Raw genomic sequence first — 16,224 nt, 5'->3', positions numbered from 1 at the left:
ACCATTCGCGGCCAACGGCCGCTCCTACGTTGGGCAGCGTTTATCTTGGTGGAAGCGACGCGAGTCGCGATCTTCTGCTGTGAACTCCAAGGTCGCGACTCGCCTTGCTCCCACGGGAGGGCGTCAGCCCGCGTCGGCGATCTTCTGCAGTGCCGACAGATCGCGGATGCGCAGCTTGCCGTAGTCCACGGCGACCACGCCGCCGGCTTCCAGCGCCTTGAGTTCCTTGCTGACGCTCTGGCGCGAGGCACCAAGCATGCGGCCCAGGTCGTCCTGCGGCAGGTGCAGGTCGATCAGCAGGCCCTCCGGCGTCTCGCGTCCGTAGAGTGCCAGCAGGTCCACCAGGCGCCGCGCCAGCCGTGCCGGCAAGGAGGCGAACTGCGCGTCCTCGATGTAGCTGAAGGCCAGCCGCAGCTTGCGGCACAGCATCTTCACGAAGTGCGGGTACAGCTCCGGCTGCGCGGCCAGCACGGCCAGGAACTTGTCGCGCGGCAGCATCAGCATCTCGGTGGCGCCCACGGCGCGCGAGTCGTGCGTACGCGGCAGGCCGTCGAACATCGAGATCTCGCCGAACCAGGCGCCAGGCTCGAACTGCATCACCAGCAATTCCTTGCCTTCGCCTGAGACGCTGCCGGCGCGGATGCGTCCGCTGACCACGTTCCACAGTCCGTCCGGGGCATCGCCCTGGGCGAACAGCAGTTCGCCATCAGCCAGGCGGCGGCGCACCGCCATGGCGGCGAACTGCGTCACCACGTCCGGCGGCAGTTCGCGGAACCAGTCGCTGGCGACCAGTGCGGCGCGTTCCTCGGTCCAGCTCACGGATACCTCTGCGGATTGCGCAGTTCCAGGTCGTAGCCCCAGGCATGCGAGCCGGTGGCTAACGAGAAGCCCAGGGGCAGGGGGCCGTCGCCCTGCTGCTGTGCGCTGCCCAGGCCGATCATCGCGGTCTGCGGGGTGTAGAAGGCATCCAGGCTGGCCACCACCTTGCCGCCGGCGAAGTGGAAGGCGCGGGTGAGCCCGCCGCCGGGCTGGTAGGCCGGGCCCAGGCCGTTGATGCGCGTGGTGACGCTGCTGCCGTTGCCGCTGGCGCTGACCGAGCCGATGCGTGCCAGGGGAGTTGTCGTCAGCTGGAAGTCCACGCTGCCCGGCTGCACCTTGCCCTGCATGCCCCAGGCCTCGAAGGCGGCGGCGGTGGAGGCGTGCTGGGTGTAGCCGCCGAGCAGGATGCCGTAGGCCGTGACTTCGGCGGACTTGAAGGCCTCCGGCGGCTCGATCAGCGCGAAGGCCAGCAGGTCCTGCGTGGGGCCCTGGCCGTCCAGGTCGGCGCAGCGGCTGCCGGCGATATGGATGCCCGCCAGCGGCACGCCGGGCAGCGGGTTGCCGTAGCTGAAGCCCTCCGGCAGCGATGGCAGCGACGAGGGAGGCACCACCAGCAGGGCGGTCTGCTCCTCGCAATCGCTGAAGTGCAGGGACTGAGGAGCGGTATCGCCGGAGGCGCCATCGCTGCCGCCGCAGCCCGACAGCATTCCGGCGAGTACAACGATGGCCGGCGCCATGATTCTCATGTTGTCTTGATTCCCCATGCCGACACGCTGACAGCCCGGACCGGCCACCGTCAATGCGACGGCCAGCCCCTAGGCCCAATCGCCGAATCGGGCCTGCAGCGCCGCCAGCACGGCGACGCCGGCGGTCTCGGTACGCAGCACGCGCGGGCCGACGCGCAGGCCCTGGAAGCCGGCTTGTGCGGCCTGGCGGATCTCGGCGTCGGACAGCCCGCCTTCCGGGCCGATCAGCAGGGTGGCGGAGCGGACCTCCGGCAGGGTTGCCAGCCCCTGCGATGCTAGCGGGTCCAGCGTCAGGCGCAGGCCGTTCTCCTCGCAGGCCGGCAGCCAGCGGTCCAGCGCCAGCGGCGCGGCCACCTCGGGGATGCGGGTGCGCCCCGATTGCTCGCAGGCGGAGACGACGATGCCGCGCCAGTGCTCCAGCTTCTTCTCCCAGCGCTCGCCGTCGAGCTTCACCACCGATCGCGAGGACAGCAGCGGCAGGATGCGCTGCGCGCCCAGCTCCACGGCTTTCTGCAGGGTGTAGTCCATGCGGTCGCCCTTGGAGACGCACTGGGCCAGCGTGAGCTGCAGGGGGGATTCACGGTCCACATCGCGGCGCGCACCCAGGCGCAGCGTCGCGCTGCGCTTGGCCACGGCGGTCAGGGTGGCCTCGTATTCGGCGCCATCGCCGCAGAAGGCGATGAAGCTTTCGCCTTCGCGCAGCCGCAGCACCTGCACCAGGTGGCGGAAGGCCTCCTCGGGCAAGGCGATCTCGCTGCCTTCCTGCAGCGGCGGCGCAAGGTGGATGCGCGTCATCCGCGCGTGGCCTTGTCGATGCCCTCGAGCGCGGTCTTGCACATCAGCTCGATTTCCCGCGGTTCGATCACGTAGGGCGGCATGAAGTAGATGACGTTGCCCAGCGGACGCAGCAGCATGCCTTTCTCCAGGCCATGCTGGTACACGCGCAGGCCGCGGCGTTCCTCGGCGGGGAAGGGCGTCTCCTTGCGGCCGCCCTTGGACAGTTCGATCGCCAGGATCATGCCCTGCTGGCGTACCTCGGCGACGTGCCGCAGGCTGCGGATCTCGGCGGTCTGCGCCCACATGTACTGCGACAGCAGCTGGTTGGTGGCCAGCACGCGGGTGTCCTGGATCAGGTCCAGTGTCGCCAGCGCGGCGCGGCAGCCCAGAGGGTTGCCGGTAAAGGAATGCGAATGCAGGAAGGCGCGGCCCGACTTGTACTCGTCGTAGAAGGCTTCGTAGATCGAGTCGCGCGTCAGCGTCACCGCCAGTGGCAGGGTGCCGCCGGTGAGTCCCTTGGACAGGCACATGAAGTCCGGCGTGATGCCGGGCTGCGCGTCCGGGTTGCGGCGCGTCGGCGGTGCCCAGTCGCTGGCGAACAGGCGGCCGGTGCGGCCGAAACCCACCGCGATCTCGTCGGCGATCAGGTGCACGCCGTGGCGATCACAGGCCTCGCGCAGCATGGTCAGGTACAGCGGGTGGTACATGCGCATGCCACCGGCGCATTGCACCAGGGGCTCCACGATCACCGCGCAGGTCTCGTGCGCGTGCTGCTCCAGCGCCAGTTCCATGTGGCGGAACATCTGGCGCGTATGGTCTTCCCAGGAGGCGCCTGCACCGCGCTCGTAGCAGTCCGGCGAGCGCACGTGGATCGGTTGCAGCAGCAGCGGCGCATAGGTGTCGCGATACATGCTGGGGCCGCCCATCGCCAGCGCGCCCAGGGTCTCGCCGTGGTAGCCGCCGGTCAGGGCGATGAACCGCTTCTTGGCGGGCTTCCCGGCATTCTGCCAGTAGTGGAAGCTCATCTTCAGCGCGATCTCGATCGCCGAGGAGCCGTTGTCGCCGTAGAAACAGCGCGTCAGGCCGGGCGGGGCGAGGCGCACCAGGCGCTCCGAAAGTTCCACCACCGGCTCGTGCGTGAAGCCGCCGAGCATGATGTGGTCCAGCGTGTCGAGCTGCTGCTTGAGTTGCTCGACGATCACCGGATGGCGGTGGCCGAAGATGTTGGTCCACCAGGAGCTGACGGCATCGAGATAGCGCTTGCCCTCGAAGTCCTCCAGCCAGGCGCCTTCGGCGCGCTTGATCGGCACGAGCGGCAGCCACTCGTGGTCCTTCATCTGCGTGCAGGGATGCCAGACATGCGCCAGCGAGCGGCGCATCATCTCTTCGTTGTTCACAACGATTTCACCAGGACCTTGGAATTGCGCTGCCAGTTGTAGAACTTCTGGCGCTCCTGCGGCAGCGCCTCGATGGCGGCCTCGGAGAAGCCGCGCTCGATGAACCAGTGCGGGGATTGCGTGGTGAGGCTGAAGAGCTTCTTCAGCCCGAGTTGTCGTGCCTCGGTTTCCACGCGCTTGAGCAGCGCGGCGGCGTGTCCGGCGCGCTGGTAGTCGGGATGTACGGCCACGCAGGCCAGCTCGCCCATGCCGGCCTCGGCATAGGGGAACAGCGCGCAGCAGGCGATCACCAAGCCGTCGCGCACGATGACGTTGAAGTGTTGGATGTCCAGCTCGAGCTGCTCGCGCGAGCGCGGCACCAGCACGCCGCGCTGTTCCAGCGGCTGGATCAGCTGCAGCACGCCGCCGACGTCTTCGATGGTTGCGTCGCGGGTCGCTTCGTATTCGGTGTCGGCGTAGAGCATCAGGCCCTCGCCGTCGCGGGTATAGAGCTCGCGCAGCAGGGCGCCATCCACGGCCGCGGCAATCAGGTGCACGCGCTTGACCCCGCCGAGGCCGGCCGCGATGGCCGACTGCAGGTAGGCACGATCCTCGGCGGCGCTGACCTGCGACAGCAGGGCTTCGGCGCCGGCCATGGACAGCTGGCCGGCATCGCCGGTGTCGTCCGCCAGCTTCCACTCGTTGGGGTCGGAGGACAGCACGAACACCAGCTTGTCCGCGCCCAGCGCCGCGGCCACGGCGGTGGCCACGTCCTTGGCGCGCAGGTTGAAGATCTCGCCGGTCGGCGAGTAGCCCACCGGCGAGAGCAGGGCGATGCGGTCCTGGTCCAGCACCTGGCGGATGGTGTCCACGTCCACCCGGCGCACTTCGCCGGTGAACTGATGGTCCACGCCGTCGCGCACGCCGACCGGCCGCGCGGTGATCCAGTTGCCGCAGGCCACCTTGATGCGCGCGCCGCCCATGGGCGTGCTCGCCAGCGAGGTGGAGAGCCGGGCCTCGATGTCCATGCGCAGGCTGCCGACGGCGCCCTTGACCGCTTCCAGCGTCGGCCGGTCGGTGATGCGTACGCCGCCGGAGTAGCGCGGCTCCACGCCGCGCAGCGCCAGCTGCTGGTTGATCTGCGGCCGCGCGCCGTGCACCAGCACCAGCTTCACGCCCAGGCTGTGCAGCAGGCCCACGTCATAGAGCCATTGGTCGAAATCCGCCCGCTCGGCCGCCTCGCCCTCGAAGGCGATCACGAACACGCGGCCGTGGTGCGCATGCACATAGGGCGCACAACCGCGTAAAGCAGCAACAAAATCAGCAGGATTCATGCATAAATTATAGTGCATTCGCGGGTTTTGGCCGCCCCCCGGGTGTCGGCGGGGCGTAAAAGGGCCTGAGACCCCCGAGCCGGGGCGATCGGGCGGCTCCGAAGAGGCCTGCCGCCACCTGAAGGCGCCACGGCATCCCCGTATAATCAGTGGGATGCAAGATTCCGTCTCCTACGAAGCGTTGTCCGATACCTTTGCCCGCATCGGCAGTCGCGACAACCCCGCCGAATACCACGGCACCCTCTGCGGCGCCCTGTGCGTCCGTGCCCCCGAAGATCTCAACCTGACGCGCCTGCTCGATGCCGGCGACGAGGAGCAGGCCCTGCGTCCGGACGCCCAGGCCCAGGCCGAGCTGCGCCGCCTCTGCGGCGAGGCCCTGCGCATGCTGCAGGACGAGGACATGGGCTTCACCCCCCTGCTGCCGGACGACGATGCCGCGCTGGCGGCGCGCACCCAGGCCCTGGCCTCCTGGTGCGAGGGCTTCCTCTACGGGCTGGCCAGCCGCCCCGGGCTGGACCTGAAGAAGTGCTCGGAGGAGGTCCGCGAGGTGCTGCGCGACTTCAGCCAGTTCACCCAGGCGTCGCTCGGCGACGAGGAAGACATGGAGCTGGAGGAGGGCGCCTATACCGAGCTGGTGGAGTACGTCCGCGTGGGCGCCCAACTGGTGTTCATGGAGTTCCGGGCCCGGCCGCTGCCGGACCCTTCCGAATCGAGGCAACTGCATTGAAGCCCAACCCGAAGGCCCTCAGGGAATACGCGGGCCGCCGCGCGCGGCTGATGAAGCGCATGGGCGCCGGCGCGGTCGCGATCCTGCCGGGTGCACGTGAGGTCACGCGCTCGCGCGACACGCATTACCCCTTCCGCCAGGACAGCGATTTCCGCTACCTGACCGGTTTCCTGGAGCCGGACTGCATTGCCGTGCTGGTCCCCGGCCGCAAGGACGGTGCCTTCATCCTGTTCGTGCGGGCGCGCAACCCGGAACGCGAGATATGGGACGGCCGCCGCGCCGGTCCCGAGGGTGCGGTGACCGACTACGGCGCCGATGAGGCCTATCCGATCGAGGAATTCGCCGAGCGCCTGCCGCAGTTGCTGGGCGGCCGCTCGCGGGTGTTCTATAACCTGGGCGAGCATCCGGTGCTGGACCCGCAGGTCACCGCCTGCGTGCGCGAGATTCGCGAGGTGTCGCGTCGCGGGGCGGCCGCGCCCACCGAGTTCGTGGCCCTGGAAGGCACGCTGCACGAGATGCGGCTGATCAAGACGCCGGCCGAGATCGCGGTGATGAAGCGCGCCGCCGAGCTCAGCGCCGAGGCGCACTGCCTCGCCATGAAGGCGACGCAGCCCGGCAAGTACGAATGGCAGATCGCCGCCGAGATCCACGCCCACTTCGGGCATCACCATATGGAGCCGGGCTACGGCAGCATCGTGGGTGGCGGTGAGAATGCCTGCATCCTGCATTACGTCGAGAACAACGCGCAGCTCAAGGATGGCGACCTGCTGTTGATCGATGCCGGCGGCGAGCTGGCCGGCTACACGGCCGACATCACTCGCACCTTCCCGGTCAACGGCAAGTTCAGCAAGGCGCAGCAGGCGGTCTACGAGGTGGTGCTGGCGGCCAACCTCGCGGCGATCAAGGCGATGCAGCCGGGCAGTTCCTCGGGCCGGCCGCACGAGATCGCGACGCGCATCCTCACTGAGGGGATGGTGTCGCTGGGCCTGCTCAAGGGCGACCCGAAGCAGCTGGTGCGCGACAACGCGCATCGGCAGTTCTTCATGCACGGCACCGGCCACTGGCTGGGCATGGACGTGCACGATGTCGGCCGCTATCGGCTGGACGGCCTGCCGCGCGAGTTCGAGCCGGGCATGGTGATGACGATCGAGCCGGGTCTTTATATCGCGCCCGGCACCAAGGGCGTCGACAAGAAGTACTGGGGCATTGGCATCCGTATCGAGGATGACGTGCTGGTTACCGACAAGGGGCCGCAGGTGCTGACCTCTGGCGTGCCCAAGACGGTACGCGAGATCGAAGCCCTGATGCGGGCATGAGGTCCGACAGCCTGAAGATGCAGGCTTTCTGGTCTCCCTCTCCCTGTGAGTGGGGTGAGGGTCGGTCGCTCACTGTGAGTGACCACATCGGGGATGCCGGCGACGACGCCGGTCAGGTGCTGCGGTTCTTTGGAGGTTTATTTCGCCTAAGGGCGAGTTACTTTTCTTTGCTTGTGCAAAGAAAAGGTAACCAAAAGAAAGCACCCCCAAGTCCGAGTGGCCCCGCTGATGCGGGGCAACCTGCGCGGCGGTCAGTCGCTGCCGGGTCGGGCCCACAGGCCATCCCTGGCCTGAGGCCCCTCGGCCGGACATCCTGTCCGGCTCGACCCTGCGCCCAACCACCGCGCAGGCACTCGCACATGGGACCCCAACGTCAACTGCATTCGCTGCGCTCACCAGGATATTGGGGTTCGGATCGGATTCTTAGTGGTGCATTCCGATGAAAGAATTTGACGTCATTATCGTCGGCGGTGGCCTGGTCGGTGCCAGCCTCGCGCTGGCGCTTTCGAAGACCCGCCATCGCGTAGCCCTGCTCGAGGCGGCGGCTCCGCCGGCGAGTGGCCCGTCCTGGGACGAGCGCTGCATTGCGCTGAACGCGGCCAGCCAGGCGATCTTTTCGGCGCTGGGCGCCTGGGAGGAGCTGGCACCGGCGGCGGAGCCGATCCTGTCCACGCATATCTCCGAGCGCGGGCGCTTTGGCGTGGCGCGCTTCACGGCGGCGGGGGCCGGCCTGCCGGCGCTGGGATACAACATTCCCGTGCGCCATCTCGGCCGGACGCTGTGGCACCTGGCACAGGGCACGCAGGCGACGCTGCTTTGCCCGGCGCGGCTGTCGGGCCTGCGTCTGCAGGGCGATGGTGCGGAGCTGGAGCTGGAAGACGGGCAGCGGCTGTCCGCGCGCCTGGTGGTGGCGGCCGACGGCGCGCATTCGGCGGTGCGCCAGATGCTGGGGATCGGACACGACAGCCGCGACTACGAGCAGTCCGCCATCGTCACGGCGGTGCGGCCCTCGCGCGCCCACCAGGGCTGTGCCTATGAGCGCTTCACGCCGGACGGGCCCATCGCGCTGCTGCCCAAGCCGGATGGCGCCTGCTCGTTGGTGTGGACGGTGCCGGCGCGGCGGGTGGAGACGATGCTGGGCTGGAGCGAGGCGGAGTTCCTGGCGGCGGCGGAAGATACCTTCGGTGAGCGGCTTGGCCGCTTCACCGTGCTGGGCCGGCGCAATGCGCATCCGCTGTCGCGGGTGATGAGCGAGCGCCTGACGCTGCCGCGCGTGCTGTTCGCCGGCAATGCGGCGCAGTCGCTGCACCCGGTCGCGGCGCAGGGTTTCAACCTGGGGCTGCGCGATGTCGCGGCCATCGCGGAGATACTGCAGGACGCGCAGGATCCGGGCGCCGCGGCCTTGCTGGGCGACTACGAGAACGCGCGCCAGGCCGACCGCGAGCGCGTATCGCAGTTCACCGATCGCCTGGTGCGCACCTTCTCCAATCGCCTGCCGGGTTTCTCGGCCTTGCGCCACCTTGGCCTGCTGGCCATGGACCTGGCGCCGCCGCTGAAGCAGGCGGTGATGTGGCAGAACCTGGGCTACGGACATGCGCCGCGCATGGCGCGCGGGGGGCAGGGCTGATGCGGCACGACATCATCGTCGCGGGAGCGGGCCTGGTGGGCTGCGCCATCGTCCGCGCGCTGCAGCAGGCGGGTTTCGATGCCGCCCTGGTGGAGCGCGGCAACGCACCGCGGCCCTTCGACCCCGCGATGGACGATCTGCGGGTCTACGCGCTGTCGCCGGCTTCGATCCGCTGGCTGCAGGCATTGGGCGTCTGGCAGCAGGCCGAGGGCTGGCGCGAGGGGCCCTACCAGGCGATGAAGGTCTGGTCCGAGGAGCCGTCGCGGGCGCTGGGCTTCGACGCGGCCGACCTGCGGTTGCCGGCGCTCGGCAGCATTGTCGAGAACCAGTTGCTGCAGTGGGCCCTGTGGAGCCGGCTGGATCCGGCGCGCCTGCATACCGGCGCGCCGGTGGAGGAACTGGCCCTGGACCAGCAGGGCGCGCAGCTGCGCCTGGCGGATGGCCGGCGGCTGGAGTGCCGCCTGCTGGTGGCGGCCGACGGCGTGGATTCGCGCCTGCGCGGCATGGCCGGCATCGACACCATCGGTTGGTCCTACGAGCAACGTGCCATCGTGGCCCACGTGCAGACGGCCAAGCCGCATGGGCAGGTGGCGCTACAGCGTTTCCTGAAGACGGGGCCGCTGGCCTTCCTGCCGCTGGGCGATGGCCGCTCCTCGATCGTCTGGTCCAGCACTGAGGCCGAGCGCCTGCTGGGCCTGGACGATGCCGCCTTCCTAACCGAGCTGGCCGGGGCGATCCAGTACGAGCGCGGCGCCCTCACGGGCACCACGGCCCGTGCCAGCTTCCCGCTGCGCCTGAACCATGCGCGTGACTATGTGCGCGACAGTTTCGCGCTGGCCGGCGATGCCGCGCACAGCGTGCATCCGCTGGCGGGGCAGGGCGTGAACCTGGGCTTTTCCGATGCCGCGGCGCTGGTGTCTGTGCTGACCGAAACGCGTGATGCCGGCCGCGACTACGGCAGCCTGCGCTGCCTCAAGCGCTACGAGCGTGCCCGCAAGGCCGCCAACCTAGACATGCTGGCGGTCACCGACGGGCTGGCCCGCGCTTTCGACCTGGATCTGCCGGGCTGGGCGCCGCTGCGCGACCTGGGCATGCAGGCGGTGCAGCGCCTGCAGCCGCTGAAGACCTTGCTGGCGCGCCAGGCCGCCGGGCTATAGCGAGCGGCTGAAGTCCCGGGCATAGGCGGGCAGGATCGCGTTGCGGTCCTGGCCGCGGTGGCGGGCGGCGAAGGCCTCCGCGTTGCGGCGCAGGTCCTGGTCCTCGACCAGGCGTTCCAGCAGTTGTCCGATCTGCCGCGGGTCATTGCTGCCGCTGGCCAGCACGGCGCCGAGCTGCTGCGCGCGCCCTGTCAACAGCACCTTCTCCACGTCGAGCGGCACCAGCAGGCCCGGCTTGCCGGCCAGCAGCATCTCCGCGGTGGTGCCGTCCGGTCCGTAGTGGACCATGGCGTCGCAGGCTTCCGCGGCCTGGCGCAGGTGGATCGAACGTCCGGTGATGGTGAGGCCCGGCCGCTCGAAAGCGCGCAGCTTGTCCGGTGACATGTCGGAGATGCGCACCAGCAGGTTGAGCCGGCTGGCCTGCAGGGCCTGCATCAGCGCGTCGAGATGCGCGAAGGGGCGCAGGTAGGCCAGCACGCGCGGGCCCGGCATGGCCGGCCATTGCGGTACCTCGCCGTAGGACTGGTCGGCGATGCCCATGTGGGCGCCGGTCTCGCGCGAGGCGGCGCCGTAGGCGTCCAGTTCCGGGTAACCGAAGATGCGGGTGTGGCAGTCCTCGAAGATCTGCTGGAGCTTTTCCAGCGGCGACAAGCGCAGCCGCTCCAGTGCCTGGTTCAGCGCACGAAGGACCTCGGCTTCGTTATGCCGCAGCACACTGTCCTTGACCTGTAGCTGTGGCTGGAAGCCGGGGAAGGGCGACGCCTGGGGCGGTATGACGAAGCTGGCACCGAATTGCCCCCTGGGCAGGCCGACGGCACGCGCGGCGAGCAGCGCGACCGGCGCGTGATTGGCCAGCACGGCGTCGATGCGGGAGGCGCGCAGCAGGCCGATCCAGGCGCGCAGCCGGCCTGCCAGGTCGATCGGATCGTCGAAGCCGGTGTTGTGCAGCAGGCTGGCGTAGCTGGTCTGGATGCGGACCGGGCTGCGCGCCTGGATCGGCGTACGCGGGGCCTGCAGGACGGTGCCGAGTTCCGGCGGCAGGTATTCCTCCGCCGGGCGCAGTTCGCGCACGGCGAAGACACACTCGTGCCCCAGCTCGCGCAGCGCCTGCGCCACGCCGCGCATGATGGCGACGTGGCCGTAGCCGCCACCCAGTTCCCAGGCCAGCAGGATGCGTTTCATCCGGCGTCGGCCGCCTGGCTGAGATCGAGCAGGCGCCCGAAGTTCTCCAGCGAATTCAGGTGGGCGTACACGGCGCGCAGTTCACCCTTGTTCATCATGGTCCGCAGGTCGCGGCCGGGCACCTTGAGCAGCCTCTGCTCGTCCACGCGGAACAGCCCCTGCAGGCGCGAGGGCTCTCCGCGGCGCGGCGTGGCCAGGGCCTCGAAGGGCACCAGCAGGCCCAGGGCCTCCAGGCGCCGGCACAGTACCCGGGTCTGCTGGTGTGCGCCTTCCACGGCTTCCAGCAACTCGGACAGCGGTTTCCAGGCGGGCGTCGGCAGGCCGTTGCGGTCGAACAGCGGCCAGGTACTGTCGGCCTCCAGTTGATCCTCCTGCACGCAGACCAGGGGGCGGGCCGTGCTGCCCTTTTCCTTGCCGGGTACCGGTGCGATGCAGAAGGGGTAGCGCCGCACGTAGGCGGGGACATAGGTCTGGACGCGCCAGTTGCCGTCAGCGCCCAGGTAGAGGTTCTGGCCGTCACGCAGGCCGGTGGCGATGACCGGAATGAACTCGCCTTCCTGGTCCTTGCGCAAAAAGCCGATGGGGTAGTCCAGCCCCGCCTTGAAGAACTCCGAGGCGCTGATCGGCAGGACGTTGAGCCCTGCGGCCCAACGATGGTCCAGTCCCGGCTTCAGTCCCATGCCGGCATGGCGCTTGGGCTCCAGGGGCACCACCGGCCCGTAGCCCGGGGGCGAATGCAGTTTCAGCGACAGCGTCATGCACTCCACTCCTTCATGCGGGCGCCAAAAATTGCACGCAAGCCGCTGGACCGCAATGCCGGCGGCACCGCGCCGGCAAAAAGAAGCCCCGCAGTGCGGGGCTTGGGGAACAAGCGATAACGATCAGACCGGGCAGACGGCGACCGGGTTCGGGATCGGGTCCACGCGCAGGAAGCGCGGCTCGAAGGGCAGCATGATCTGCGTGCCGTCGGGCAGGTTGATCAGGTACTGGTTTTCGGTCAGGGACGCTTCCTTGCCGGCATTGTTCAGCACGGCGACACCGCCGCTGACCACGCCCACGACCAGGCCGCCCTCGATCCTGGCGCCTTCCGGCACGCTGTCGCTGATGACCGGATCGGTGCTGCACTTCTCGTCGCAGAGCACCAGCAGGTAATCGGTGCCGCGGATACCAATGGTGGCCACCGGCGTGGTGACGCGATAGTCGTTGCGGTCGACCTTGCCGATCAGGCCGGACACGGCGCGGAAGCCGCCCTTGAGCAGCTTGAAGAAGGCGCGCGAGCCCGGGCCGGCCGCCGCCTGCTGTGTGGCGGGCGCTGCGGTGCTGGCCGTTGCCGGCGCCGCCGGCTTGGCCGCTGCGGCCGGGGTAGCCGGCTTGGCGGCGGGTGCCGCCGGAGCCTTGGCCGGCACGGCCGGCTTCTCGGCGGCCGGAGGCGGGGTGGCGGCCGCCAGCTCGAATTCCTCGATCTGGAAGCGCGTGTTCGGACGCAGCAGGATGTAACTGCCGTCGGCGAACTTGATGTTCACGTAGCTGTTTACCGCCGAGCTGATGATCTCGCCGGGGAACACCTGCGCGCCCTTGCCGAGGTCGCGGATGCCACCGGTGGCCGGATGGGTCGCCGTGCCGCGGCCGGTGATCAGCGCCACCTCGCCCGCGGCGACCGCCGCCCAGGCTTGAGGAACGGCGAGCAGCAGACCCAGGGCGGCCAGCGCCCCGCTCAGTTTCATGCGCATGGCATAGGTTCCCATTTAGCGGCACTCCAGTTCGTCGGGCGAGTCGGAGACTTCCTCGACATCCGAGGTATCGGACACTTCGAAGCCGATGCCGCCTTCCATCTTGAATGTTTGCATCTGGCTGATGGCCGTCTGCGCGGTCTGAGCCTGCTCCAGAGCGTCATCCTCGGGCTCCTGAGGGCCAGTGATGCCGTCCAGCACCAGGACCTGGCCGCTGGTGGTTGCGCTGAGCGGCACGGCGCCGTCGACGCGGCCCTGGGTCAGGAACAGGTAGTTGTTGGTGTCGCTCAGCTCCTTGGGCTCGAGCGCGAGCGATTCCACCGTGTTCTGCTGCTGGTCCACCGTGATGTTACCGCGGTAGCCGGTGCCGCCCAGTGCGAAGGTGATGCCGATGTCGGACTGCAGGTTGGCCGGCACGACGCTGAAATTGGCGGTATCGGCGAAGGGGCGGTAGTTGTAGAAGATCGGCCGCTCGCTGCTGATGCTGAGCGGAGCGATGGACGGCGCCTTGACGAACAGGTAACCGCCGTCGATCGAGATTTCGCCCAACTGCACCCCTTCCGAGGCCACGAAGGCCGCATTGGGCCCGTCCGTGAGTGGGCGCAGCGCTTGAGGCACTTTGGACAGCAGCCCCGGGTCCTTGCCCAGGTCCATGCTTTCGCTGCCGACATAAATCGCGGCATCGCGCAGGTCGATGCTGCGGGCGGCCACGCTGAGGCCGCCGACGTCGATGAAGGTATATCCGGATTCGGCGACAGCCAGGCCACCGTAGGAATTGGCATAGGCGGTGACGTCGCCGTTGGCCTCGATCACCAGCTTTTGCGCATCGATCGAGCCGGAAAGCTGGATATCGTTGCCCTTGAGTGTCATCCGGTTGCCGGCGCGCAGCGACGGCGTGCCGCCGCTGCCCAGCAGGATCGACTGCGTGCCGGCGTTGATGAGCAGATCGTTGCCCGCGAACAGGGTCAGGGATTGCGCGGGCTGGATATAACCCGTCGTGACATTACGGCTGGCATACAGGTCGATGTACTTGGCGCCCTGGATGCTGCCGACGGTGACGTCGGCAACCGGTGATGCGGTCTGCCCCTCCTGCTGTAGTGTGGCGAATGCCTGCATCCACGTGTCGGCGCCGGCCATGCTGACATTGCCGAGCACGACGCTGTCGAAGTAGCTGAAGAATTGCGCCAGAGCCTGGTCGCTGCCGTCCGAACTGGCAGACTCCACGGTGACCTGGTTGCCCTGTACATTGATCTTGCCGTCGGCGGCGAGGATCAGGTGCGACTGTGCGGCGGCCGAATCCTGCAGCGATGCGGTGCCTCGGGTCTTGATCGTGATTGGGCCGGTCGTGATGCTGCCGCCGGAGGTATTGGCAGAAGGGATCCCGTCACCCTCGGCGTCCACGCCATTGGTCAGGAAGACGTCCGCGGTGGCTTGCACGTCTCCGGTGACACCCTGGGCGGCGCCCACGCTGACATCGATCCTGCCGGTGACCAGGTCGGCATTGGGGCCGCCCTCGACGGGCGAACTGTTGGCGTCAAGGAAGATGAAGCCGTTCAGGTAGGTTTGCGAGGCGTTGGTCTCATCGCCGGTCAAGGTCAGCTTGAGGTCGCCGGTCTGGATGCCGCGATAGGCACTAAGGGCGATTCCCGCGTAGACGTAGGCCGAGCTGCCCTCTCCGTCGAACTGGGTGGACGAGAAGCCCTTGACTTCGATCTTGTCGGCGTCGATTCGGCCGGCGCTGCTGTCGATGTCCACGGAGCCGTCGGTGACCAGGATGTCGCCGACGTCGATATTGTTCCTGGCGGAGATCGACAGGGTGTCGCCACTGGTCAGCTTGCCCGTGGTGACGCCGCCGTTGTAGCTCTCGATCTGGATACCACCGCCGCTGGACGTCAGGTCGCCGGTGGTGACCTGGCCCCGGCTGGTAATCGCGATATCGTCGCCGCTGATCAGCTTGCCGATGGAGACGGTACCACCATAGGAGCCGCCGGCGTAGACGCTCAGCGGGCCCTCAGCCTTGATGATGTCGTTGAGGTCGTTGAACTTGATGAAGGCATCGCTGGCAGAGCCGGTGATGCGGATGTCCAGCCCGCCGCCATAGCCCGAGGACTGGGCATTGGTCCCGTCCAGTACGCCGTCGCTGAACTTTTCAAACGTGATGGAACGGTCGGCCTCCAGTGAGAAGATGCTGCCCTGGCCCATACTGCGAAGCTGTGTTTCCAGCTGGGTCTCGCTCATCGTGGCGCCGGTGCTGGAGCCGATGATCATGTCGGTGGGGTCGAACAGCAGGCGGCCATGGTCGCCGACGGTGACCAGATCTTCCACGCGCAAGTGTCCGAAGCCGGAGAGCTCGGCGAAGCCGCCGCTGCCGGATGCTGTCTTGCGCGACACGTCCAGTTTGGCGCCCTTGGCATAGGTCGTCGTCCCGGTGGCGATGACGCGCACGTCGCCACCGCTGTCGCCGGTAGCGGTAATGCGCGAGTTGCCCGACAGCAGGATATTGCCGTCGCCCTTGATGCTCACCGTGCCGCCGTTGGTGCCGCTGGCGCCGGAGGCGTCGATGACGCCGTCCTGCAGGATGTCGCCGCCCTCGGCGAGCAGGTATACCGAGCCTTCGTGCTCGCCGATGGAGCGCGCCCGCACGGTGCCGCTGTTGTTGACCGCATTGCCGATCAGGCCGCGGGCGGTCTGCGCGCTCATGACGACGCTGCCGCCGTCGGCCACGATGCTGCCCAGGTTCTCGACGCCCGCCGCGGCGGCGAGGGTCTTGGCGTCGACGCTGAAGTCCACCAGGCCCTGCGCGTCCAGACCCAGGGTCACGGCGGAGCCGGAGGCCAGGGCCACGGTACCCAGGCGGGCCTGGATCAGGCCGCTGTTGCTGGCGCTGCTACCTGCCAGCACCACGAAGCCGCCGTCCGCAGCGGTGATGCGGCCGGCGTTGCTGACGCCCGCCGTGCCGGACGGCGAACCCGTCATCACGTAGCGGCCCTGCATGAAGTCGCTGTCGCTGATGTTCAGCGTGGAGGCCACCAGGCCGCCGACATCCACCTTGGCCCCCTGGCCGAACATCACGCCATTGGGGTTGATGATGAAGACGCGGCCGTTGGCCGAGATGTTGCCGAGGATTTCTGAGGCATTGCCGCCGACCACGCGGTTCAGCACGGCCGCGGAGGACGAGGACTGGTTGAACTGCACGTACTCGTTGCTGCCGACCGAGAACTGCTGCCAGTTGATGATCGCGGCATTCGAGGTCTGGTTGACCACGACGTTGCCGCCGCTGCCGCCAATCGTTGCCTGGCCGCCGACGACGGTGCCGCCGCTCGGGGCGCCCAGGGCCAGCCCTGGAACCACCGCACCGGCGAGTGCCAAGGGCCAGCGCGGACTGCGCAGGGCGGCGACCAGCGGAAGGAGCGTGAACTTGAGCATGGCGTTG

At 68.5% G+C, this 16,224-nt stretch carries 13 protein-coding genes; 4 read left to right on the top strand and 9 right to left on the bottom strand.

Annotated elements, in window-relative coordinates:
• Positions 1 to 123: 123 nt before the first annotated feature.
• The 5 genes from QT386_RS03950 to argA all read right to left on the bottom strand — a co-directional run bounded on the left by QT386_RS03950 (position 124) and on the right by argA (position 5,052).
• Complete coding sequence (locus tag QT386_RS03950) at positions 124 to 819, bottom strand: Crp/Fnr family transcriptional regulator (protein ID WP_289272441.1); 696 nt, start codon at positions 817 to 819, stop codon at positions 124 to 126.
• Positions 816 to 1,565: a hypothetical protein gene (locus tag QT386_RS03945; RefSeq protein WP_289272440.1), complete on the bottom strand. Its 750-nt coding sequence runs from the start codon at positions 1,563 to 1,565 to the stop codon at positions 816 to 818. The genes QT386_RS03950 and QT386_RS03945 overlap by 4 nt, the downstream gene beginning before the upstream one ends.
• Positions 1,566 to 1,634: 69 nt before the next feature.
• Positions 1,635 to 2,360, bottom strand: a complete 726-nt coding sequence (locus QT386_RS03940) for a 16S rRNA (uracil(1498)-N(3))-methyltransferase (RefSeq protein WP_289272439.1) — start codon at positions 2,358 to 2,360, stop codon at positions 1,635 to 1,637.
• Positions 2,357 to 3,724, bottom strand: coding sequence for an adenosylmethionine--8-amino-7-oxononanoate transaminase (locus QT386_RS03935; protein ID WP_301334151.1), 1,368 nt, complete (start codon positions 3,722 to 3,724; stop codon positions 2,357 to 2,359). Before QT386_RS03935 ends, QT386_RS03940 begins: the two co-directional genes overlap by 4 nt.
• An 11-nt stretch (positions 3,725 to 3,735) precedes the next feature.
• Positions 3,736 to 5,052, bottom strand: a complete 1,317-nt coding sequence (argA, locus tag QT386_RS03930; protein ID WP_289272437.1) for an amino-acid N-acetyltransferase — start codon at positions 5,050 to 5,052, stop codon at positions 3,736 to 3,738.
• Positions 5,053 to 5,206: 154 nt separating this feature from the next.
• Here argA and QT386_RS03925 point away from each other — a divergent pair, with 154 nt between their 5' ends.
• The 4 genes from QT386_RS03925 to QT386_RS03910 all read left to right on the top strand — a co-directional run bounded on the left by QT386_RS03925 (position 5,207) and on the right by QT386_RS03910 (position 9,879).
• Positions 5,207 to 5,779 carry a UPF0149 family protein gene (locus tag QT386_RS03925; protein ID WP_289272436.1) on the top strand — a complete coding sequence of 191 codons (573 nt, stop codon included), beginning with the start codon at positions 5,207 to 5,209 and terminating at the stop codon, positions 5,777 to 5,779.
• On the top strand, positions 5,776 to 7,095 hold the full coding sequence (pepP, locus tag QT386_RS03920) for a Xaa-Pro aminopeptidase (RefSeq protein WP_289272435.1): 1,320 nt from the start codon (positions 5,776 to 5,778) through the stop codon (positions 7,093 to 7,095). The genes QT386_RS03925 and pepP overlap by 4 nt, the downstream gene beginning before the upstream one ends.
• 439 nt (positions 7,096 to 7,534) lie before the next feature.
• Positions 7,535 to 8,722, top strand: a complete 1,188-nt coding sequence (ubiH, locus tag QT386_RS03915) for a 2-octaprenyl-6-methoxyphenyl hydroxylase (protein WP_289272434.1) — start codon at positions 7,535 to 7,537, stop codon at positions 8,720 to 8,722.
• Entirely contained in the window at positions 8,722 to 9,879 is a 1,158-nt protein-coding gene (locus QT386_RS03910) for a UbiH/UbiF/VisC/COQ6 family ubiquinone biosynthesis hydroxylase (RefSeq protein ID WP_289272433.1), read from the top strand. Before ubiH ends, QT386_RS03910 begins: the two co-directional genes overlap by 1 nt.
• On the opposite strand, the gene QT386_RS03905 is transcribed toward QT386_RS03910, so the two are convergent.
• From QT386_RS03905 to QT386_RS03890, 4 genes are all read right to left on the bottom strand, one after another.
• Positions 9,874 to 11,061 (bottom strand): glycosyltransferase, encoded by a 1,188-nt coding sequence (locus QT386_RS03905; RefSeq protein ID WP_289272432.1) that lies wholly within the window; start codon positions 11,059 to 11,061, stop codon positions 9,874 to 9,876. The two genes, QT386_RS03910 and QT386_RS03905, sit on opposite strands and share 6 nt — an antisense overlap.
• Positions 11,058 to 11,819 (bottom strand): SapC family protein, encoded by a 762-nt coding sequence (locus tag QT386_RS03900; RefSeq protein WP_289272431.1) that lies wholly within the window; start codon positions 11,817 to 11,819, stop codon positions 11,058 to 11,060. Before QT386_RS03900 ends, QT386_RS03905 begins: the two co-directional genes overlap by 4 nt.
• A gap of 123 nt (positions 11,820 to 11,942) precedes the next feature.
• Positions 11,943 to 12,791, bottom strand: coding sequence for a hypothetical protein (locus QT386_RS03895; protein WP_289272430.1), 849 nt, complete (start codon positions 12,789 to 12,791; stop codon positions 11,943 to 11,945).
• A gap of 15 nt (positions 12,792 to 12,806) precedes the next feature.
• Complete coding sequence (locus tag QT386_RS03890; protein WP_289272429.1) at positions 12,807 to 16,217, bottom strand: filamentous hemagglutinin N-terminal domain-containing protein; 3,411 nt, start codon at positions 16,215 to 16,217, stop codon at positions 12,807 to 12,809.
• Positions 16,218 to 16,224: the final 7 nt, after the last annotated feature.

It is taken from the genome of Solimonas sp. SE-A11 (genome assembly GCF_030345715.1).
GTDB lineage: Bacteria > Pseudomonadota > Gammaproteobacteria > Nevskiales > Nevskiaceae > Solimonas_A.
The sequence above is the reverse complement of the archived record's forward strand: the minus strand, read 5'-3'. Positions and strand labels throughout refer to the sequence as shown.